This is a genomic window from Ruegeria sp. BF12 (assembly GCF_056538705.1).
In genome coordinates, this window is sequence record NZ_JBQFTP010000003.1 from 103758 (window position 1) to 125776 (window position 22019).

Annotated in this window: 17 protein-coding genes; 6 read left to right on the top strand and 11 right to left on the bottom strand. The window is 58.8% G+C overall.

Features of this window, described 5'->3' with window-relative positions; translation table 11 throughout:
• Positions 1–71: 71 nt before the first annotated feature.
• Positions 72–2579 carry a GcvT family protein gene (locus ACR0J0_RS06120; RefSeq protein WP_480662103.1) on the top strand — a complete coding sequence of 836 codons (2508 nt, stop codon included), beginning with the start codon at positions 72–74 and terminating at the stop codon, positions 2577–2579.
• A 40-nt stretch (positions 2580–2619) separates the two neighbouring features.
• Here the strand turns inward: ACR0J0_RS06120 and ACR0J0_RS06125 are convergent, their stop codons facing one another.
• The 3 genes from ACR0J0_RS06125 to ACR0J0_RS06135 form a co-directional block, all read right to left on the bottom strand.
• Positions 2620–2955 carry a carboxymuconolactone decarboxylase family protein gene (locus ACR0J0_RS06125; protein WP_480662105.1) on the bottom strand — a complete coding sequence of 112 codons (336 nt, stop codon included), beginning with the start codon at positions 2953–2955 and terminating at the stop codon, positions 2620–2622.
• Positions 2956–3022: 67 nt separating this feature from the next.
• Positions 3023–3676 (bottom strand): DUF938 domain-containing protein, encoded by a 654-nt coding sequence (locus tag ACR0J0_RS06130; RefSeq protein WP_480662107.1) that lies wholly within the window; start codon positions 3674–3676, stop codon positions 3023–3025.
• Positions 3673–4740, bottom strand: coding sequence for an NAD(P)/FAD-dependent oxidoreductase (locus tag ACR0J0_RS06135; RefSeq protein ID WP_480662109.1), 1068 nt, complete (start codon positions 4738–4740; stop codon positions 3673–3675). Before ACR0J0_RS06135 ends, ACR0J0_RS06130 begins: the two co-directional genes overlap by 4 nt.
• Positions 4741–4944: 204 nt before the next feature.
• Here ACR0J0_RS06135 and ACR0J0_RS06140 point away from each other — a divergent pair, with 204 nt between their 5' ends.
• Both ACR0J0_RS06140 and ACR0J0_RS06145 read left to right on the top strand, forming a co-directional pair.
• Positions 4945–5325: a hypothetical protein gene (locus ACR0J0_RS06140; RefSeq protein WP_480662870.1), complete on the top strand. Its 381-nt coding sequence runs from the start codon at positions 4945–4947 to the stop codon at positions 5323–5325.
• Positions 5326–5328: 3 nt separating this feature from the next.
• On the top strand, positions 5329–6561 hold the full coding sequence (locus ACR0J0_RS06145; protein WP_480662111.1) for an HlyD family secretion protein: 1233 nt from the start codon (positions 5329–5331) through the stop codon (positions 6559–6561).
• A 64-nt stretch (positions 6562–6625) separates the two neighbouring features.
• Here the strand turns inward: ACR0J0_RS06145 and ACR0J0_RS06150 are convergent, their stop codons facing one another.
• The 8 genes from ACR0J0_RS06150 to xdhA all read right to left on the bottom strand — a co-directional run bounded on the left by ACR0J0_RS06150 (position 6626) and on the right by xdhA (position 17502).
• Positions 6626–8044: an MFS transporter gene (locus ACR0J0_RS06150; RefSeq protein WP_480662113.1), complete on the bottom strand. Its 1419-nt coding sequence runs from the start codon at positions 8042–8044 to the stop codon at positions 6626–6628.
• Positions 8045–8137: 93 nt separating this feature from the next.
• Positions 8138–9211 carry a BMP family ABC transporter substrate-binding protein gene (locus tag ACR0J0_RS06155; protein ID WP_480662115.1) on the bottom strand — a complete coding sequence of 358 codons (1074 nt, stop codon included), beginning with the start codon at positions 9209–9211 and terminating at the stop codon, positions 8138–8140.
• Positions 9212–9246: 35 nt separating this feature from the next.
• Positions 9247–10167 (bottom strand): ABC transporter permease, encoded by a 921-nt coding sequence (locus tag ACR0J0_RS06160; RefSeq protein ID WP_170686863.1) that lies wholly within the window; start codon positions 10165–10167, stop codon positions 9247–9249.
• Between the two features lie 3 nt (positions 10168–10170).
• Entirely contained in the window at positions 10171–11253 is a 1083-nt protein-coding gene (locus ACR0J0_RS06165; RefSeq protein ID WP_480662117.1) for an ABC transporter permease, read from the bottom strand.
• 39 nt (positions 11254–11292) lie between these two features.
• Positions 11293–12810, bottom strand: coding sequence for an ABC transporter ATP-binding protein (locus tag ACR0J0_RS06170; RefSeq protein ID WP_480662119.1), 1518 nt, complete (start codon positions 12808–12810; stop codon positions 11293–11295).
• Complete coding sequence (xdhC, locus tag ACR0J0_RS06175) at positions 12807–13742, bottom strand: xanthine dehydrogenase accessory protein XdhC (protein WP_480662121.1); 936 nt, start codon at positions 13740–13742, stop codon at positions 12807–12809. Before xdhC ends, ACR0J0_RS06170 begins: the two co-directional genes overlap by 4 nt.
• A complete protein-coding gene (gene xdhB / locus ACR0J0_RS06180; RefSeq protein ID WP_480662123.1) occupies positions 13742–16144 on the bottom strand; it encodes a xanthine dehydrogenase molybdopterin binding subunit in 2403 nt (800 codons plus the stop codon). Before xdhB ends, xdhC begins: the two co-directional genes overlap by 1 nt.
• Positions 16141–17502 carry a xanthine dehydrogenase small subunit gene (gene xdhA / locus ACR0J0_RS06185; RefSeq protein WP_480662125.1) on the bottom strand — a complete coding sequence of 454 codons (1362 nt, stop codon included), beginning with the start codon at positions 17500–17502 and terminating at the stop codon, positions 16141–16143. The genes xdhB and xdhA overlap by 4 nt, the downstream gene beginning before the upstream one ends.
• Before the next feature lie 344 nt (positions 17503–17846).
• On the opposite strand from xdhA, the gene dnaE reads away from it, so the two are divergent.
• The 3 genes from dnaE (at position 17847) to ACR0J0_RS06200 (ending at position 22017) form a co-directional block, all read left to right on the top strand.
• On the top strand, positions 17847–21347 hold the full coding sequence (gene dnaE, locus ACR0J0_RS06190; RefSeq protein WP_480662127.1) for a DNA polymerase III subunit alpha: 3501 nt from the start codon (positions 17847–17849) through the stop codon (positions 21345–21347).
• A gap of 83 nt (positions 21348–21430) precedes the next feature.
• Positions 21431–21643, top strand: a complete 213-nt coding sequence (locus tag ACR0J0_RS06195; protein ID WP_480662129.1) for a YMGG-like glycine zipper-containing protein — start codon at positions 21431–21433, stop codon at positions 21641–21643.
• Between the two features lie 5 nt (positions 21644–21648).
• Complete coding sequence (locus tag ACR0J0_RS06200; protein ID WP_480662131.1) at positions 21649–22017, top strand: hypothetical protein; 369 nt, start codon at positions 21649–21651, stop codon at positions 22015–22017.
• The last annotated feature ends 2 nt before the right edge of the window (positions 22018–22019 follow it).

Below are 22019 nucleotides of genomic sequence, written 5' to 3' on the forward strand. Positions count from 1 at the left end.
GATGAATGTCGCGCCGGGTCCCTCAAATGCGCCATATGGTGTCAACTGAATTCAAGGGGAGACGCCCGGTTATGAAAACCCAAGTCAAAGCACTGGTTGTTGGCGGCGGCGCCGTCGGGACTTCGATTGCCTATCATCTGGCCAAAGCAGGCTGGGACGATGTGATGCTGATCGAGCGGGACGAGCTGACGTCCGGATCCACCTGGCACGCGGCAGGCCTGCTGCCGCTGTTTAACATGTCCTACGCGACGACCCACATCCACAAGTACTCGGTCGATTTCTACAAGACGCTTGAGGAAGAGACCGGCCTGAACGCAGGCTTCGCCGTGGTCGGCAACCTGCGTATGGCGCAGACGCAAGAGCGTATGGATGAGTACATGCTCTATGCCTCCACCGCCGAAACCTGCGATGTTGCCTATGAGTGGTTGACCCCGGACCAGATCAAGGAACGCTGGCCGCTGATCGAGACCTCCGACCTGAAGGGCGCAATCTACCACACCGAGGACGGCTACATTAACCCTGCCGATGTGACCCAGGCGATGGCCAAGGGCGCCCGTCAGCGCGGCGTCGACATCGTCCGCAAGATGCAGGCCGACGCCTTCCACTGGAACGGCACCCACTGGGAAGTCACCTGCACCAAGATGGTCGAAAAGGGCGGTAACCTCGTCCCATCGGATGAGCAGGTGGTGATCACCGCCGAGCATGTCGTGACCGCATCCGGTAACCACGCGCAGCGGACTGCCAAGATGCTGGGTATCAAGATGCCTGCGATCCCGGTCGAACACACCTTCATCGTCATGGACAAAGACCCTGAGCTGGTCAAATGGCGCGAAGCAGGCAACCCCGAGCATCCGGTAGTGCGTGATGCCGACAACGAGTCGTATGCGCGCGAAGAACGCGGCGGTTGGATTCTGGGGATCTACGAACATGGCGCTCCTGCGCAGTTCGAACACGGCGTGCCGGACAGCTTCCGCGCTGACCTGTTCCCGCTGGATCTGGACCGGATTGCAGATCAGTACATGGCGATGGCCGAACGCGTTCCTTCTTGCGCTGAATCCGGCCTGAAAGACGATTTCAACGGCCCGATCTGCTACACCCCCGACGGCAACCCGCTGGTTGGTCCGGCTCCGGGTCTGCGCAACATGTGGCTGGCTGAAGGGTTCTCGTTCGGCATCACCGCTGCAGGCGGTACCGGCTATTATCTGGCGCAGATGATGGTCAATGGCGAAGCCGAGATCGACATGGCCTCGCTGGATCCCAAGCGCTATTCCTCCAACTGGATGACCACCGAGTTCGCGGCGCGCAAGAACGAAGAGTGCTATGAGCACGTCTACATACTGCACCACCCCGACGAAGAGCGTGAAGCTTGCCGCCCGTTGCGGACTGTTCCGGCTTATGACCGGCAGAAAGCGCGCGGCGCTCAGTTCGGCTGGGTCAACGGTTGGGAACGTCCAAACTATTTCGGCCCCGTCGATGCACCGGACAACTTCGACAAAGAAAGCCGTTCGTTCCGTCGCGGTGGCTGGTGGCAATATGCCGTCGAAGAGGCCAAAGCGATCCGCGAAGGCGTTGGCCTGATCGACGCGTCGGCCTTCACCAAGCATGTCGTCAAAGGCCCCGGTGCGACTCAGTTCCTGGATTGGTTCACCTGCAACAAGCTGCCCAAGGTCGGTCGCATCAACCTGACCTACGCGCTAACCTCGCACGGCACCACCCGCACCGAATACACCATCGTCCGCAATGGCGAGAACAACTACTACATCGTCTCTGCCGGTGCATGGACCGAGTACGACGCCGACTATCTGCGCAAGGCGGCCGAGGACAAGATGGAGGAGTTCGGCTACATCGAGATCCAGGACGTGACCACGCAGTGGGGCGTCTTCGCCATCGCTGGACCCAAGTCGCGTGACGTTCTGAAAGAGGTCATCAAAGACGCTGATCCGGAAACCGCTCTGTCCAACAAGCGCTTTCCGTGGCTGTCGGCCCGTCAGATCGAACTAGGCATGTGCCCGGTCAATGCGATCCGCGTGGCCTATACCGGTGAGCTGGGCTGGGAATTGCATCACCCGATCGAGATGCAGAACTACCTGTTCGACCTGCTGGAAAAAGCTGGTGAGAAGCACGGTATGAAGCTGGTTGGGGCACGGGCTCAGAACTGGCTGCGTCAGGAGAAATCCTATCGCGCCTTCGGCACTGAACTGGGACGCGATGCGACCCCGCTGGAAGCTGACCTGCCGCGTTTTGTCGACCTGTCCAAGGATTTTTATGGCAAGGCAAAGCTGGAAGAGACCGGCGTGCGCGTGAAGTGCTGCACTCTGCTGATCGACGGACCGGACGATGCCGATCCGTGGGGCCGTGAGGCGCTGTACACACCGGAAGGTGAGCGCGTAGGTCGCCTGACCTCGGGCGGTTACTCGGTCGCGTTCGAGAAATCCATCGGCATGGGCTACGTAAAGCCAGAGCTGGCGGTCGAAGGCACCAAGCTGCAAGTTAAAATTCAGGACAAGCTGTGGGACGCGGTCGTCACCTGCGACAGTCCCTACGATCCGAAGAACGAAACCATCCGCAAGGACGGTTGATCAAACAAAGGCCCCGGGTAAGTCCGGGGCCTTTTTTTGTTTACGCGGAGAGTTCGTCGAAACATTCCAACGCTTTGGCCGCGTACATCATCGACGGACCTCCGCCCATTTGAATGGCCATGGCCAGAACATCCGAGACCTCTTCCCGACTCGCCCCGGCTTTGATCAAGGCTTCGGTATGCAGCGTGATACAGGGCTCGCATCTGGCCGCGATTGACATGCCCAAGGCGACCAACTCTTTTGTTTTGTAGTCCAGCGTGCCGCCTTCCTTGACGGACTTTCCAAGCGCACCAAATGCGCGGGCTGTGTCTGGGATAGCGGAGTTGAGGTTACGCAGGTTTTTGCGTGTGTCCGAGAGCTTTTCTTGCCAACTCATGAGTAAGGATCCTTATATATATCACGCATTGAATATGTAGTCGGATCCCCTCAGACCTTGATTTCGATCAGGTCCCCGGCTTTTCCGAAATAAAAGCAAGATTGTTGGCGGGCATATCGACAATCTCAACCAAGGTCAGATTGCATTGACGCAGCAAGTCCCGGATTTCGCCGTCGTCTTTGTACCCGATCTCAGGGTCTTGTTGTGTCAGCGCCGCGTGAAATGTCAGGTCGCCCTCGCTGGTCAATTGGCCCGCGCGCATGAATGGCCCGTATAGAACAAGGCGGCCTCCTGGATTCAGGGACAGCGCGGCTTCGGTTACCAGAGTTTTGACCTCGGGCCAGCTGATCAAATGCAGCAGGTTGATCAAGACGATCAGGTCCTGCGCGCCATAGCTCGAATGCCAGCCCGGTTCGGTCGCATTCAATTCAACTGCAGGGGCTATGTTTTTGAGGCCATCGGCGTAGGCGTCAATCGAAATGCGCCGTTGGGGTTCAACTTCACTGGGTTGCCAACTCAGGCAGGGTAGGCGTTGCGAAAAGGCGGCAACGTGTTGTCCTGTGCCGCTGGCCAATTCTAGTGCGCGGCCTGTTGGTGGTGCGAACTGCGCCAACAGATCACAAAGCACTTTGACGTTTCGGCTGGCTGCCGGTGCCACCATTTTTCCCCCATCGGATGCGGTTGCGACACTGGCATTCTGGGGAAGCTTGCGTTGAGTCATGCGCGTAACCTTTCCGGTCTAAGGGTCGAAACATTGGCTTTATCCAACTCTGACTGATTTCCGGTCGTCAAATCCGCCACAAGCTGCGATGCGGCAGGCGCAGTTTGAAAGCCGTAACCGCCCTGAGCAGCCGACCAGATAAACGTTGGATCAGTGGGATCAGGGCCCAGAACCAGTGTTCCGTCCGGCGCAAAGCTGCGTAGACCGGCCCAGTTTGCCTCGACCCTTGTCACGGGTTCGGTCACCATCGCCTCGTATCGTGCCAGCCCTTCAGCCAGCACCATATCGTCGGCGTAGGCGTCATGGGGAAAACTCGGATCGGCCTCACAGGGTGAGACGATCAGTTTTCCGGCATCAGGTTTGGCGTACCAGCCCTCACCGGCACCCAGCATCATAGGCCAACCCGTTACATCATGTCCGGCGGGAGCAGGGATGCGCGCCACCGAGCGGCGACGCGGTTCAATACCGATCGGTGCGACACCTGCCATCGTTGCGACCTCGTCCACCCACGCGCCAGCAGCGTTCACAACGTTTCGGGCTTCGAAAACTTCGCGGGTTTCTACAACCCAATGCCCGGATTTTATGATGCTCTGCACCTTGTGGCGGGTCAAAACCAGACCGCCATTGGCCCGGATCACACGTGCAAAATCCTGCATCATCCGGTCGGTGTCGATGTCAAAGGCCGAGTTACTTGTGGCCACGTGCCCAACTGTCTGTGGGTTCAATATCGGGATCCGCGCAACGGCCTCGTCCACTGAAATCCCTTGAAGCCCAAGATCTGCCGCATCGTGCGAAAACAGCTCTTCTTGGCCATGTGCGGCGATCAGCATCAAGCCACGCGGTGACAGATAATCGTTCGAGGTGAGGTACGCCTCGCTGGCCGTGTTCAGGGCAACCACGGACGGCGGGCCATAACCTTTTTCGAACATTGCCGCAGATCGGCCAGAGGTATGATACCCCAATGCGTCTTCCGCCTCGAGAACGACAACATGGCCATGTTCGGACAACCGTGCGCCCGCGCTTAGGCCAGCTATGCCTCCGCCAATGATTAGAAAGTCGATCATGTCCGAAGCTCCGCGGGAGGACTCTCCCGAATATCCTGCTGATTTGCTTTAACGTGGCTCGTGCGCGAACACTTGCACGCGAAACACAGTTCGAAAAGAGGTGTAATTTCCGTAATGTAAACTTGATCCAAGGCTATCGGCCTGTTTTTAGTGCAGCCAACATCGGAATCGGAGAAAAACGTGACACCGGCAGAGTTACATCCAATGGCAACGGGTCATATCCCGTCTTACGTCACGCAGGCAGATGGCAGTGACTTCCTGCTGACCTTTATGTTTGTGTTTACCGTCCTTGTGATCGTGCTGATTGGTGTTGGCTATTTCACCCTGCATTCAATTCCTGAAAAAATTGCGCATGAATCCAACCATCCCCAGTTTCAGCTTGTGGGCATTTTGGCGCTGTTGGCGCTATTTACTCATAACGGTCTGTTCTGGGTAGCTGCCATTCTGGTGGCCGGGTTCCAGTTCCCGGATGTCGCAGCACCCTTGCGCGCTATTGCGGATGCGATCCGATCGCTGGGCAATCAACGCGGCGATGAACTGTTGCCTGCCGAACCGGCACAAACCACCGCGCAGCAGGAGCAGTAAACGATGCTAGAGACACTGATGTGCGCGCTGGTAACGGTGCTGCCCGATTACCTGTTCCGTCGCTTCGTGCAGGGCAAACGCATTGGGCAGGAGATCACTCTGTTCACGATGTGGTACGAGTTGCGCTGGGGCCTCACCACCTGTGCCATTCTCGCTCTGACTGTGATCACCACGCTGTTCTATTTCCACCCGGCCAGCAAAACGGCGGCGTCCTACTTTCGTACCGTAACGATCCTGCCGCAATTGGGGGGGCGCGTCTCTGAGGTCTATGTGAGCAATAACCAGCAGGTCGTTTCCGGGCAGCCCATTTTCCGGATCGAAGATTTCACCCAGACCGCAATGGTCGAGGCCGCGCATGCGCAGATTGCGCAGGTTCAGGCCTCGTTGAAAGTGGCCGAGACCGATCTGGCTGAAGCCGAAGCTGGCATCGCAGGGGCACGTGCCGCTCTGGACCAGTCGCTTGAGGATCTGGAGCGTAACACCACGCTGCGGGACGAGGGATCAAGCGCCGTTCGCCTGGCCGAGATTGATCGGCTTGAAAACCTTGTGGCCGAACGCGAGGCGCAGTTGACCGCGGCCCAGTCGCGCCGCGCCGCAGTCAAGCAGCAGATCGAACAACTGATCCCGGCGCAACTGGCCAGCGCAAATGCCCAATTGGACGCAGCGCTGACAGAGCTGGACAAAACTGTGGTCAGCGCGGGCGTGACGGGCCGGGTTGAACAGTTCGGCTTGCAGGTCGGCGATTACGTCAGCCCATTGTTGCGGCCGGCTGGTATTCTGGTCCCGTCCGCCTCGGGGCATGACAGGTTTCAGGCTGCGTTCAACCAGATGTCGGCACAAGTCATCAAGCCCGGCATGATTGGTGAACTGGGCTGCATGACCAAGCCGTTCACCGTGATCCCGATGGTCGTGGTCGAAATTCAGGACGTCATCCCCTCGGGGCAGATCCGCCCCTCGGACGAACTGCGCGATGTGCAGGCCAACAACAATCCGGGCTCAATTCTGGTGTATCTGGAACCTTTGTACAAAGGCATGGCGGACGACATTCCCCCCGGCAGCAACTGTCTGGCGAACGTCTATACCGACAACCATGAAAAACTGGAGCACGAGGACCTTGGGTTCTGGGAGGCTGCCTTCTTGCACGTGGTCGACACGATCGGGGTCGTTCACGCGGCGGGCCTGCGTCTGCGCCTGATCCTGATGCCAGTGAATACGCTGGTTCTGACGGGGCATTAAACGGTTCAGCTGATGGATGAACCGATCCGGTCGCGCGTCGCACCTACTGTGATTTGCGACTAGGTTAGTCATCTGGGGTAAGCGAGGCAAAGGAATAAGCCAGAACGCAGGCGGCAAACGCTGCGACAAAGCAGAAGACCATCGTGAACGAACCTGTTATAGCGAAAACGGAACTGCCCAAAGCCATGCCGACGGTTCCGCCCAACAACTGGAATGTCATTGAGATTCCGCTTGCTTGTCCGTGGAAAGCCTTCGGCACGGTTGACATAATGGCGCGCCTTGGGGGGACAAACAGAAACGGCACGCAGCATCCCCAAAGGAAATAACCGCTATAGATCAGCGCGGCGATGTCCAGATACATTCCCAAGGCGACCAAAAGAATGGCGATAGTACCCAGCGCTATACCAGTCAACGACGGGCCACGTGTGCCGAATTTGTCAGCAATTTTTCCCGCCATCGGGGCCACGAAAATCTGTGGGAAGGCGATCGGCAGCAAGGCGACGCCAGCGGTCAGCGGTGAGTACCCGAGCTGGGATTGAAAATACGACGCGCCAAAGACGAACAGGGCAATCTTTCCGAACTGGGCGGTAAACAGGATCATGTTCGAGGCCGCAAAGCCTGGGTTGGCGAAAAGGGATATGGCAATCAGGGGCGATTGTGCCCTCTGTTCAACGCGGACAAACAACACCAGTAAAGTAAGGCCAGTTGAAAGGGCCATCAGAACCTCGGGTTGTGCCCAGCCCCGATCCGGGCCCTCCATGACCCCGAAAACAATTGCTGCTAGCCCGGTTACCAGCAGCACAAGGCCTTTCGTGTCAAACCCGTTCTCTTTTTGGTGCGGTGGGTCTCGCCAGAAAATCCAGGCAACCAGTGCGACGACCAGCACGATTGGAGGATTGACCCAGAAGATCCAACGCCAGGACAGGTATTCGGTCAGCAAGCCCCCGACCAGCGGCCCCATCGACAGGAAAACGGTCCCGATCCCGCCATAAAGGCCCAGTGCCAGCCCTCGTTCCCTTTCGTCAAAGGACTGGATCAAAACCACCAGTGACAGCGGGAAAATCAGGGCCGCTCCGATGCCCTGAACCGCTCGGGCTGAAAGCAGAGCAAAGCCGCTTTCGGCAAACCCACCCAGCGCGGAGGACAGGCCAAATATCAGTAACCCCGCGCTAAGCAAAAAGCGTATGCCCAGAATATCGCCAAGTCGTCCCGCCGCTCCGGCAAAGCAGGCCAATACCAGTAGATAAATGTTCACTACCCAGTGTGCATCCAGCCGAGACAGGCCAAGCTCAGCACGGATGGTCGGAAGCGCGACGCTGACTACGGTTTCGTCCAGCAGAATAACACCCAGAATGGCCCCCATCGCGCCAAGTATCCACCAGCGGCTGCGATCCCGCGCAATGGGCTCTATAGGTTTTTTCGCTTCGTGTTGAGGTGGGTAAGCCATTGACCCCATCAGGTCCCGCACACCTGCGCGCGTCAAGGCTCCATCCAGTTTTCGAAGAGCGGGGTGTTCGCCCTGACACAAAAAAGGGCCAGCCAAATGGCCAGCCCTTTGGTGCGTTTGTGAGGTAAATTACTGCGGAATTTCGCCTTCCAGACCTTCGACGTAGAAGTTCATGCCGGCCAGCGTGCCATCATCAGCGGTTTCGCCTTCAGCCAGCCAGTCGCTGCCGTCCTGCTTTTTGATAGGGCCGGTGAATGGGTGGTATTCACCTGCGGCCATTGCGGCTTTCATTGCGAGTGCTTCTTCCTTGACGTCGGCCGGCACAGCATCTGTGATCTCGCCGATCTCAACCATGCCTTCCTTGATGCCATCCCATGTGTTCACGGTTTCCCACGAACCGTCCATCACGGCCTGCGTACGCGCGATGTAGTAGGGTGCCCAGTTGTCGATGATCGAAGATACGCGCGGGTGCGGAGCGTATTCGCTCATGTCTGAGGCCTGACCGAAGGTGATCACGTTGCCTGCCTCTTGCGCGGCCGCCTGTGGCGCGGTCGAGTCGGTGTGCTGCAGGATCACGTCAGCGCCCTGTTCGATCAGAACGGTGGCTGCGTCAGCCTCTTTCGCCGGGTCGAACCAGGTGTAGGCCCAGACGATCTTGAACTCGACATCCGGGTTCACCTTCTTGGCGTGGATATAGGCCGAGTTGATACCGCGGATCACTTCGGGGATCGGGTAGGAGCCGATATAGCCGATGATGTTCGACTCGGTCATCTTGCCGGCGATGTGGCCCTGAACGGCGCGGCCTTCGTAAAAGCGTGCCGAATAGACGGATACGTTCGGGGCGGTCTTGTAGCCTGTGGCGTGCTCGAACTTCACGTTCGGGAACTTCTTGGCCACGTTGATCGTCGGGTCCATGTAACCGAACGAGGTGGTGAAGATCAGGTCGGCACCTTCCAGTGCCATCTGGGTCATCACACGCTCGGCATCGGGACCTTCCGGAACCGATTCCACGAATACGGTTTCGACCTTGTCGCCAAAGTGCTCTTCCACGGCCAGACGGCCCTTGTTGTGTTCATAGGTCCAGCCGCCGTCGCCGACCGGGCCGACATAGACGAACCCGACTTTGGTCTTGTCTTCGGCCATGGCGCCTGTCGCCAGACCCAGCGCCATGGCGGCGCTTGCCAGAAGTAAATTGAATTTCATGTGGTTACTCCCCAAGTTGGTTCAGTTGGCCCCGTCTAATGCGAGGCATGGAAGGTCCGGCCCAGTGCGGCAGGTGCGCTGCTCTTGTCGGCCGAAAGGATCACAAGCACAAGGATCGTGATGATGTAGGGCGACATTGCCAGATACTCGACAGGAATGGCAACGCCCGCTGCCTGCAGATTAAGCTGCAACACCGTGATTCCGCCAAACAAATAAGCACCCAGCAATGCACGCCATGGCTTCCAGCTTGCGAACACCACCAGCGCCAGGGCGATCCAGCCGACACCGGCGGTCATGCCCTCGGTCCACTGCGGCACGCGGATCAGGCTGATATATGCTCCGCCCAGGCCCGCGCAGGCACCGCCGAACAGGATCGCCATGATGCGGATCTTGATGACCTTATAGCCCAACGCATGCGCGGCATCGTGGTTCTCGCCCACCGCCCGCAGGATCAGACCGACACGGGTGTATTTCAGCGTGGCCCAGACCGCTGCGGTCAGGGCGATGCCGACATAGAGGATTGGGTCATGCTGGAACAGGATCGGGCCGATGACCGGGATATCGCTGATCACCGGGATGTGGATGTCGGCCATGTCCGGGGGTTTCACGCCCACATAGCTCTGACCCATAAGGGCGCTGAAGCCGAGACCAAACAGCGTCAATGCAAGGCCACTGGCCACTTGGTTGGCCAAAGCCACTTGTGTCAAAAGAACGAACAGCAAGGACAGCACTGCGCCGCCAATGGCCGCGGCGATAAAGCCTAGCCAGGGCGAGCCGGTCTCGACCGAGATTGCAAAGCCGCTGATTGCGCCCACGATCATCATGCCCTCGACGCCGAGGTTCAGGACGCCTGCTTTTTCGACCACCAGTTCTCCGATCGCGGCCAATAGCAGGGGGGTTGCGGCCACCATCAACGAGGCGACCAGAAGTACGGGATTGATTTCACCTAGGTCCATGGGTCACGCCACCTCGCTACGGGCCGCACGGATGCGGTAGTTTGTCAGAAGATCGAACGCCAGGAGGAAGAACAGGAGCATCCCCTGAAAAACCTGAATGGCAGCGGCAGGCAGACCCAATTGGGACTGCGCGATTTCACCACCGATATAGGTCAGAGCCATCAGACCACCGGCCAGCAGGATTCCAACCGGATGCAGACGGCCCAGAAAGGCCACGATGATCGCGGTGAAGCCGTAGCCGACGTTAAAGTCGATGCTGACCACGCCCGAGGGACCGGAGACTTCGAACATTCCTGCCAGACCGGCCAGCGCTCCGGACAGGCCGAGGCAGAACAGGATCAGACGTGCCGGGTTCACACCGGCGAATTTCGCGGCGCGAGGGGCTTCGCCCGTCAGTCGGATGTGGAAGCCCAGCATGTGACGGTTCAGCAGGACATAGGCAAAGATCACGGCGATCAACGCTGTCACGACGCCCCAGTGCATGCCCGATCCGGCGATCAGCTCAGCGTTATGCGCGCTCTCGTAGGATTGCAGGTTGCGCGAGCCGGGAAAGCCGAACCCTTCGGGGTTCTTCAGCAGGCCCAACGAGACCGAGGCCAGCATCTGCTCGGCCACATAGACAAGCATCAGCGACACAAGGATTTCGTTGGTGCCGAAGCGAACCTTGAGGAAAGCCGGGATCATTGCCCACAGCCAGCCGCCAAACGCCCCGGCAATCACCATGATCGGAAAGATATAGAATGCGTCGAGAGGGTAGAAGGCCAGACCGGCACCAGCGCCAAAGATGGCACCCATGATGTATTGACCCTCGGCCCCGATGTTCCAGATACCTGCGCGGAAGCCCAACGACAGGCCAATGGCGATCAACACCAATGGCGCGCCTTTGACCAGCAGTTGCGGGCGATAGTAGAATGCGAACTCGCCGAACAAAGGCTCCCAGAATATCGTACCGATTGCTTCGACCGGGTTCTTGCCCAGAATGGCGAACAGGATGCCGCCGAAGATCATGGTTGCCAGAACCGCGACCAATGGGGTGGCATAGGACCACGCCTTGGACGGCTGAGGCCGTTTCTCCAACACAATCATCTGCTCATCCCCCTGTTTTCATTTCTTTTTTGATTTGTGTTAGACATGGGCCACCTCCATGCCATGGGCGCCGCCCATCATCAGGCCGATTTCGTCCACGGTCAGACCTGTCGTTGTGCGCGGGGCGCTTAGCCGTCCTTCGTTCAGGGCGGCAAAGCTGTCCGAAATTTCCATAAGCTCGTCCAGGTCCTGGCTGATGCAAATGACTGCGGTGCCTTTTGCAGCCAGATCCAGAATGGCCTGACGGATCGAGGCCGCCGCTGCCGCATCCACGCCCCATGTCGGTTGGTTCACCACCAGAACGTCGGGGTTTTGCAGAACCTCACGCCCGATGACGAATTTCTGCAGGTTGCCCCCTGACAGAGATCGCGCGGCGTTTTCAGGTCCGGGCGTACGTACGTCAAAAGCGCTGATGATCTTTTCGGCAAAACTTTTGGTCTCGGCCCATTTCAGAAAGCCGTTACTCTCCAATCCCTCGCGGACCGAACCGGTCAGCAGCGCGTTTTCAGTCAGGCTCATGTCGGGGGCTGCGGCATGGCCCAGCCGTTCTTCGGGCGCAGTCAGTACGCCCAGCTTGCGACGTGCAGTCGGTCCGAGTTTGCCAATCCGTTGACCGTTGAACTTGATCGCATCGGCGGCTGTGAGGATCTCTCCCGAAAGAACGCCCAGCAACTCGTCTTGACCGTTGCCGGCAACACCGCCGATACCCAGAACCTCGCCCTTGCGGACAGTCATGTGGATGTTTCTCAATGCGGTCCCGAACTCGGACGGTGACGGAACCGACAACCCGCTGACATCCAGCGCCACCTCACCAAACTCGCGCCCCGAACGTTCCGGGGTCTGCAGGGTCGATCCGACCATCATCTCGGCCATGTCGCGGGCTGACGTCTCGGCTGGAACACATTCACCCACGTTCTTGCCCAGTCGCAAGATTGTGGCGTGGTCACACAACGTGCGGATTTCCTCCAGCTTGTGCGAAATATAGAGGATCGATGTGCCTTCCGAGCGCAATTTGTTCAGCGTCTCAAACAGGATGTCTACTTCTTGTGGCGTCAGAACCGAGGTCGGCTCATCCATGATCAGCAGTTTGGGCTCTTGCAGCAGACAGCGGATGATCTCGACGCGCTGACGCTCGCCTGCGGAAAGATCACCGACGATGCGATACGGGTCCAGCGGCAGACCATAGGTTTCTGAAACCTCACGGATACGCGCGGCCAGATCACCCATGGCCGGAGGGTTTTCCATCCCCAGTGCTATGTTCTCGGCCACGTTCAGCGCGTCGAACAGTGAGAAATGCTGGAACACCATCGCAATCCCGTCGGCCCGCGCCGCGCGTGGTTCGGGTGGCGCAAAGGGTTGGCCGCGCAGCAGCATCGTGCCGCTGTCGGGCTTCACCAGCCCGTAAATCATCTTCACCAGTGTGGATTTTCCCGCACCGTTTTCGCCCAGCAGGGCGTGAACTTCGCCTTCACCGATGTCGAAAGACACCTGGTCATTGGCCACGACGCCGGGATAGGCTTTGGTCAGCCCTTGCAAGCTTAGAAGTGGAGTGGTCACGCGCTCAGGTCCTTCTTCAATTCATTCTGCCGGGCAGGGCGCAGGATTTGCGCCGCGACACCAACTGCGATCATCTGCGGGTGTTTGCCCAGGGACGGGTCCCCGATTGGGCAGGTGATCCGGCCAATCCGTTCGGGCGTATGCCCCAATGCGGCCAGCCGGGACCGGAATCGCGCCCATTTCGTAGCCGAGCCAATCAGGCCAGCAAAGCGGAAATCATGCAAAAGCAGCCTGTTGCACAGTTCCAGGTCCAAATTGTGTGAATAAGTAAGCACAAGATGCTCGGCATCGGTCGGTGCGTGACGGACCAACTCGGTCGGTTTGATCGCCGGAACCGGTATTACACCGCTCGGTACGACGTCCGGAAACCGCTCTGGCCCGGTATCAACCCAGGTAATTGCCAGATCGGGCAGGGGCGATAGGACATCGACCAGAGCTCGGCCGACATGACCCGCGCCCCAGATCCAAAGGTTGCGCGTGGGTTCGTGAACCGGCTCGATCATCCATCCTTCGATCAACTGCGGGTCGGGTTTTACACCCTGACCGCGGGCCTGTGCCAGCAAGCGCTTGACCGACAGTGGCATGTCACCGCCCGAGGCTGAACGCGCGATGATCGTGTCATTCAGCTGTTCAACTGCCTTGAGGTCATAGATTTCGCTAAGCAGGGTTACAGCCCCACCGCAGCACTGGCCCATATCAGGTCCAAGCGCATGTTGCGTCTGGCGTGCAGGCGCTGTTTGGGACCGCGCCGCCTCGGCCGCTTGAAACTCCAGGGCACCTCCGCCGATGGTACCTGATTGCCCGTCCTCCCAAACAAGCATCGCGGCTCCGACTTCGCGCGGTGACGACCCCTTGATCCCGGCGATGACCACCCGGATCACCTTGCCGTGGGTTTTGACCGCCTCCCTCAAAGCCTCTCGATCAAATCCCATCAGATGCCTCCCTTTATCCTTTGGACACCGTGCCAGACCTCTTCGGCCGTGGCGGGCGCATCCAGTGCCGGATAGCTGTCCCCACAGGCTGCCACCGCGTTCGAAAGTGCCAGCCAGGCAGAGATACCCAGCATGAACGGCGGTTCTCCCACCGCTTTCGAGCGATAAATCGTATCCTCGCGGTTCTGCCCGTCCCATAAGGCGACATTGAAGATGTCCGGACGGTCCGAGCAGGCCGGGATCTTGTAGGTCGAAGGTGCGTGCGTGCGCAGGTTTCCTTTGTCGTCCCAGACCAATTCCTCGGTCGTAAGCCAGCCAGCGCCTTGCACATAGCCACCTTCGACCTGCCCGATATCCAGTGCCGGGTTCAGCGACGCGCCTGCGTCATGCAGGATATCGGTGCGCAGGATGCGGTTCTCACCGGTCAGCGTATCGACTGCGACCTCGGTAACAGATGCACCGTAGGCGAAGTAAAAGAACGGGCGGCCGCGGCCTTTGATCCGGTCCCACTCGATTTTCGGCGTTTTGTAGAACCCGGTTGCCGACAGGCTGATCCGTCCCTGGTAGGCCAGCGCGGCGGCTTCTGCGAAGGTATAGCGTTCTTCTCCGACCGAGACATGGCCATCCGAGAACGTCACCGTTGATGGATCGGCCTGATGCCTTTCGGCCAGATAATCGGCTATCCGGTCACGGATCGTGTCGCAGGCCGCTTTCACCGCCATGCCGTTCAAGTCACTGCCGGAAGACGCCGCGGTCGCCGAGGTATTGGGTACCTTGGCAGTGTCGGTTGCGGTGATCTTCACCATCTCGAGCGGAATGCCAAAGCGCGAGGCCGCGACCTGCGCAACCTTCTGGAACAGGCCCTGACCCATTTCGGTTCCGCCATGGTTCAGGTGGACAGAGCCGTCCTGATACACATGCACCAGCGCACCCGCCTGGTTCAGGTGGGTCAGTGTGAAGGAAATACCGAACTTGACCGGGGAAAAAGCGATGCCTTTCTTGATCACGCTGTTCTCAGCATTCCACTTCTCGATGGCGGCCTTGCGTGACACATAATCGCTGGTTTTCAGCAGCTTCTCGGTCATTCCGTGCAGTTCAAAGTCGCTGACTTCCATACCGTATGGCGTGGTGTTACCGCCTGCGGGCAGGGGGCGCACGGGCGCGTCTCCCATCTCGACCGCGCCACGGCTGGTCAGGTCTTCATGCGGATCGGGGTGGCCCAGTGGTTTTTCTGTAGGCACAGGGTCCGCAACCTTATGCGCCGGTTCGTAATAGTTCCGGCGGCGTAGTTCGACCGGGTCCATCCCCAATTCATAGGCTGCGTGGTCCATGACGCGTTCGATACCAACCATACCTTGCGGACCGCCGAAGCCGCGATAGGCGGTGGCGGATTGGGTGTTGGTCTTCAGCCGGTGGCTTTCGATCCGCGCATTCGGCAACAGATAGGCGTTGTCGGAATGCAGCATCGCACGGTCCGCGACGGGCAGGGATAGATCCTGCGCCCAGCCACAGATTGCGTAGTGGTGGAGCGAGACGCCCTGAAGGTGCCCGTTCTTATCGAACCCGGCCTTATACGAAATCCGGAAAGCGTGACGTTTGCCGGTGATAATCATGTCATCGTCGCGGTCATAACGCATCTTACAGGCCTTGCCGGTTGCCCGAGCAGCGACAGCGCAGGATACGGCCAACGCGTTGCCCTGACTTTCCTTGCCTCCAAATCCTCCGCCCATGCGGCGGGTTTCAACACGAACGGCATGCATGGGAACGCCCAGGGCATCTGCCACTTTGTGTTGAATTTCAGTCGGGTGCTGGGTCGAGCTATGCACCAGCATATCCGCGCCCTCATTCGGCACGGCCAGCGCGGCCTGTCCTTCCAGATAGAAATGCTCCTGCCCGCCGATCTCGAACGTGCCTTCGATGACGCGCGCGGATCCGGCAATAGCTGCATCAGCGTCACCCTTGGCGTAGATGCGAGGGCCATCCTCGAACCGGCTGTCTGCGGCCAGCGCCTCTTCGACCGTCAAGATTGGGGTTTCCTCGGCATACTCGATCTTGCCCAGCCGGGCGGCCTTGCGCGCGGCCAGATGGCTGGTGGCGATCACAAGGAAAACGGGCTGTCCGATGTAGTGAATCGAACCATCTGACAGCAATGGCTCGTCATGGATCGACGGAGAGACGTCGTTTGCAAAAGGCAGATCGTCGGCGGTCATGACCATGACGACACCATCGGCAGCTTTTACCGCTGACAGATCCATCGACGTGATCGAACCCTTGGCAATCGGGCTTAATCCAAAGGCCAGATGCAGCGAGCCTTTTGGTGTTGGAATGTCATCGACATAACGCGCAGTACCAGAGACATGCAGCGGCGCCGCGTCATGGGGGAGGGGTTTGGTCACGCTCATGCCGACACCTCCAATACATTTGTTACTTCACCCTGATCTTCGAGGTAGTACCTTTCGAGCATCGCTTTTGCCGTCTCCAACCGGTAGTTGGCCGAGGCGCGCATATCCGTCATAGGCGTGAAGTCGTTGGCAAAAGCCGGGGTTGCGGCCTGAACCGTCTCACGCGTCCAGGGTTCGCCCGTAAGCGCTGCTTCGACATTCGAAGCGCGCTTTGGAATGCCAGCCATGCCGCCGAACGCGATACGCGCATCGGTGACCACGCCATCCGCCACCGTGATATTGAAACACCCGCAAACGGCCGAAATATCCTGATCGAACCGCTTGCTGAGTTTGTAAGCTTTCAAACGATCCTCCTGACGGGCGAAACTGACCGCTTCGACGAATTCGCCCGGCGCGCGATCCTGCTTGCCGTAGTCGATGAAGAACTCTTCCAGCGGGATTGATCGGCGCGCGTCACCTTTACGCAGATGCAGCGTTGCACCCAAGGCGATCAGGGCGGGCGGGTTGTCCCCGATGGGCGAACCGTTGGCGATGTTGCCACCGACCGTGGCCGCGTGGCGCACCTGTACACTGGCATAACGACGGATCATTTCGGCGTAAGAGGGGTGCAGGTCGGCCAGCGCCTCGCCCATGCGGTTCATGTCGACCATGGCACCAAAGCGGATTTCTTCTTCGGTGATCGTGATCTCTTTCAGATCATCGCAGCGGTTCAGAAAGATCACCGGATCGAGATCGCGCAACTGTTTGGTGACCCACAAGCCCACATCGGTCGCTCCGGCAACCAGTGTCGCATTTGGGTTCTCGGCGTACACAGCCGCCAACTCGTCGGACGAGCCGGGCAGCATCGGTGATGCGGCGCGCGTTGCGACAGGCTTATCCTTCACCCAAACCGGGACGGGCTGTTCCTCTGCCGCCTCTGCCGCTCGAATGATCGGTGCGTATCCGGTGCAACGGCACAGGTTCCCGGCCAGCTGCGTGTCGTGATCCGTTGCGCCGTTGGCGTGGCTTGCAACCATCGACATGACGAAACCGGGAGTGCAGAAGCCGCATTGCGATCCGTGCAGATCAACCATGGCCTGCTGAACCGGATGTGCCTCGCCGTTTGGACCGCTTGCGCCCTCGACCGTGCGCACCGCTTTGCCGTGCAGTTGAGGCAGGAACAGGATGCAAGAGTTCAGCGCCTTGTGGCCGCCTTCATCCGTGACCATGACGGTACAGGCCCCGCAATCGCCTTCGTTGCAGCCTTCCTTGGTGCCGGTCAGGCCGCGATCCTCGCGCAGCCAGTCCAGCAGGGTCGCTGTCGGATCGACATCCGCCAGCTCCACTGTCTCTCCGTTCAGAAGAAACGTGATATTCATTCGAGAAACCCGTCGCCTTACCCGGTTGCGCCCATCGGTACCCTCCTTCGATGCGACGTAGAAAGAGTGGCGGGCGAATAGCTTGCCGTCAGATGTTAGAAAGTGCATAGGTTGTCTGGCAAGAAAAACTGCCTAATTGATACACCAATGGGTGCCAACGGCGTTTGATCGAGATATCCGATTAACGATCAGCTGTTTGAAATTAAAGGTCTTTTGTCTTTTGGTTTGTTCTGATATCCGAAGCACCTTCCAAAAAATCCGAATAATCAAGCCTTATCCTTTTGGCATCTGACGGCCAAGGTTCCTGCTTTTGCACCGTGTCCGACTGGGATAGCGTGGCGGTCATGAGCAGTACACCTCGATTCATTCACCTCCGTGTTCACACCGAATATTCCCTTCTGGAAGGCGCCGTGCGGCTGAAAAAGCTGCCCGGCTTGTGTGAGAAAATGGAGATGCCCGCCGTCGCCGTTACCGACACCAACAGCATGTTCTCTGCCTTGGAATTTTCCGTGACCGCCAGCGGGGCAGGGGTGCAGCCGATCATGGGCTGTCAGGTCGACCTGACCTATGTGAAGGCGCAACCGGGGGAAAAACCAAAAATGCCTGCGCCGCTCGTTTTGCTGGCGCAGTCAGAGGTGGGGTACGAGAACCTGATGAAGCTCAGTTCCTGCCTTTACGTCGATAAAGGTGGGCAGCTACCGCAGGTCACGCTGGAAGAACTCGCGGACCGATCGGACGGCCTAATTTGCCTGACCGGCGGGCCGGATGGACCGGTTGGTATGTTGCTGCAACAGGGGCAGCGCCCCGCCGCTGAAGTCTTGGTGGACCGATTGGCGAGAATGTTCCCGGATCGCTTGTATATCGAACTGCAGCGTCATCCAGGCGAAGGTGGTCAGCCTGAGGCCGAACGCCTGACCGAGCGCGGTCATGTCGAAATGGCCTATGCCAAGAACCTGCCACTGGTCGCCACCAATGACGTCTATTTCCCGACCACAGATATGTATGAGGCGCATGACGCGCTGATCTGTATCGCCGAGGGTGCCTATGTTGACCAGCAGGAAGGCCGCCGTCGCCTGACAGCGCAGCACTACTTTAAGTCGCAGCAGGAAATGGCGACCCTGTTCGCCGATCTGCCCGAGGCCATCGAGAACACGGTCGAGATCGCCAAACGCTGCGCCTTCATGGCCTATCGCCGCGACCCGATCCTGCCGAAATTCGCCGATGACGAGGTGGCCGAGCTGCGCCGCATAGCCAATGAGGGCCTGCAGAAACGTCTGGCGGTGATCCCGCACGCGGTCACGCCTGAAGAATATCAGGAGAGGCTGGATTTCGAACTGGGCATCATCGAAGGCATGGGTTTTCCCGGCTACTTCCTGATTGTCGCGGACTTCATCCAATGGGCCAAGGATCACGACATCCCGGTGGGACCGGGGCGGGGCTCGGGCGCGGGCTCGCTGGTGGCTTATGCGCTGACGATCACCGACCTTGACCCGCTGCGCTATTCGCTGCTGTTCGAACGGTTCCTGAACCCCGAGCGGGTGTCCATGCCTGACTTCGATATTGACTTCTGCATGGACCGTCGCGAAGAGGTGATCCGTTACGTGCAGCAGAAATATGGTCGCGACAAGGTGGGGCAGATCATCACCTTTGGCGCGTTGCTGTCGAAGGCGGCCGTGCGCGATATCGGGCGTGTACTGCAAATGCCTTACGGGCAGGTGGATCGCTTGTCCAAGATGATCCCGGTAGAGGGCGTAAAGCCAGTCTCCATCGAAAAAGCGCTGAAAGACGAACCGCGACTGCGCGAAGAGGCGCGCAACGAAGAGGTCGTCGACCGGCTGCTGACCTATGGCCAGCAGGTCGAAGGGTTGCTGCGAAATGCGTCGACACATGCAGCGGGGGTTGTGATCGGGGATCGCCCTCTGGATGCACTTGTGCCGCTCTATCAGGACCCTCGGTCCGATATGCCAGCCACCCAATTCAACATGAAATGGGTTGAGCAGGCCGGTTTGGTGAAATTCGACTTTCTGGGTTTGAAGACACTGACCGTGATCCAGAACGCGATGGATATTATCTTCAAGTCCGGGCGACCTTTGCACGTGTCGGCCGATGGCACTGAGCTCTATGAACCCGCCGACGGAGCCGAGAACCAGATCAACGCCATCCCGCTGGATGATGAGGCTACGTACAAGCTCTATTCGGCGGCCAAGACTGTCGCGGTGTTCCAGGTGGAATCCTCGGGCATGATGGATGCGCTCAAGCGCATGAAACCCACCTGTATCGAGGACATCGTGGCCCTCGTGGCGCTGTACCGTCCCGGCCCGATGGAGAACATCCCGACCTATTGTGAGGTCAAGAACGGGCTGCGCAGGATCGAATCCGTGCATCCGCTAATCGATCACATCCTAGAGGAAACCCAGGGCATCATCGTCTATCAGGAACAGGTGATGCAGATCGCGCAGGTCATGGCGGGTTACAGCCTTGGTGGCGCCGACCTGCTGCGCCGCGCAATGGGTAAGAAGATCAAAGAGGCGATGGATGCCGAACGCCCCAAGTTCGAAAAGGGAGCGGGCGAGAATGGCGTAGACGCCAAAAAGGCCAGCGAGGTTTTCGACCTGCTGGAAAAATTCGCCAACTACGGCTTCAACAAATCCCACGCTGCGGCCTACGCGGTGGTTAGCTATCAGACGGGCTGGCTAAAGGCGAACCACCCGGTTGAGTTCATGGCGGGCGTCATGAACTGCGATATCCACCTGACCGACAAGCTGGCGATTTATTTTGAGGAAGTCCGCAAAGGGTTGGAACTGCCCTATGTACCGCCCTGCGTGAACCGCTCATTGGCGACATTTGATGTGGTCGATGGTCATCTGGTCTACGCGCTGGGCGCGCTCAAAAACGTGGGCGTCGAGGCGATGAACCTTGTGGTTGCTGGACGTGAGGACAAGCCGTTCGTCAACCTGTTCGACTTCGCGCGCCGGGTCGATCTGAAGAAGGTCGGCAAGCGCCCGCTTGAGATGATGGCGCGGGCGGGGGCTTTTGACCAGCTCGACAAGAACCGCCGCCGCGTCTTCGAAAGCCTTGAGCAACTGGTGCAGTATTCGGCTGCGATCCACGATCAGAAGAACTCGAACCAGGTGTCTTTGTTCGGTGAAGCGGGCGATGACCTGCCGGAACCCCGCCTGTCGCCGACGCCGGATTGGCTTCCGGCTGAACGTCTTAGCGAAGAATTCAAGGCTATCGGATTCTACCTCTCTGGCCATCCGCTGGACGACTACATGCCCGCTTTGAAACGCAAGCAGGTTCTGACGCTGGACGAAGTGACCGAAAAGGCGCGTTCCGGTCCGCTGATCGCCAAGATGGCGGGCGTGGTCGCCGGGCGTCAGGAACGGAAATCCGCGCGCGGCAACCGGTTCGCTTTTGCGCAATTGTCAGATCCGACCGGCGCTTATGAGGTCACACTGTTCTCGGAAACGCTGGAGAAATCCCGCGAGTTTCTGGAAACCGGCGCGCAGGTCGTCCTGACCGCCGAAGCAACGATGGAGGCCGATCAGCTCAAACTGCTTGGTCGTTCAGTCGGGCCGGTGGACTCGGTCGTGGCGGAGGCCGGTGCGACCGGTTTACGCATCTTCGTGGACGAACCAAAGGTGCTGCCGACAGTTGCCAAAGTGCTTGAGGACGCGGCTGGCGCGGCCAAAGGGGCGGCGAAAGGGCCGATCCATTTGTGCCTGCTTGATCCCGGTCTGCCGGGAGATGTCGAGATGGACCTTGGGCAGGACTTCCCGATCAACCCGCAGATCAAAGGGGCGATCAAATCCCTGGACGGCGTCATGTCGGTCGAGGAAATCTGACACAGCGTTTTGTTGCCACAGGCAAATCACGCCGCTAGGCTGATACCATATCTATTTGAAGACCGTCATAGGAGGGTTCCGATATGACACACTCTGGTATTGGTTTCAGAGCATTCACGTTGGCCGTTGTTGCGTCCCTGGCGATGGCGTCGGCCGCGATGGCGGATGACAAGAAGAAAAAGAAAACCATCGAAGGCGCGCTGATCGGCGCAGGCGTGGGCGCACTGGTTGGTGACGGCAAAGGCGCTGCAATCGGCGGTGTGGCCGGTGCTATCATCGGACATAACTGGAAGTGATGGCGATGCGGTTTATCAAACTCAGAATGTCCGCTTGTGCCGCAATTCTGGCGGCTCCGTGTATGGCCACAGCGGATGACGCGGCTGAACAGATGGTACAGGAGGCTTTGCCTGTGATGCACTATACCTGCGCCTCGATTGCTGAAGAGGCGGATGGTGACGAAGCCTTTGTTGTTGCTGTCGTCGGAAAGATGACGGCCCTCTCGCTCTACAATCGCCAGATCAATATCGAAGATCATGCGATCACGGATGAGGAAAAGGCCCAGCTGCGTGAAGCATTCATAACCGCGCTGTCAGAAGGATGCGCCGCGGATAAGGATGCCCTTTTGGGCGGAGTGGTGGATAACGCAGTGAAAACAACGCTGGGATTTTGAAC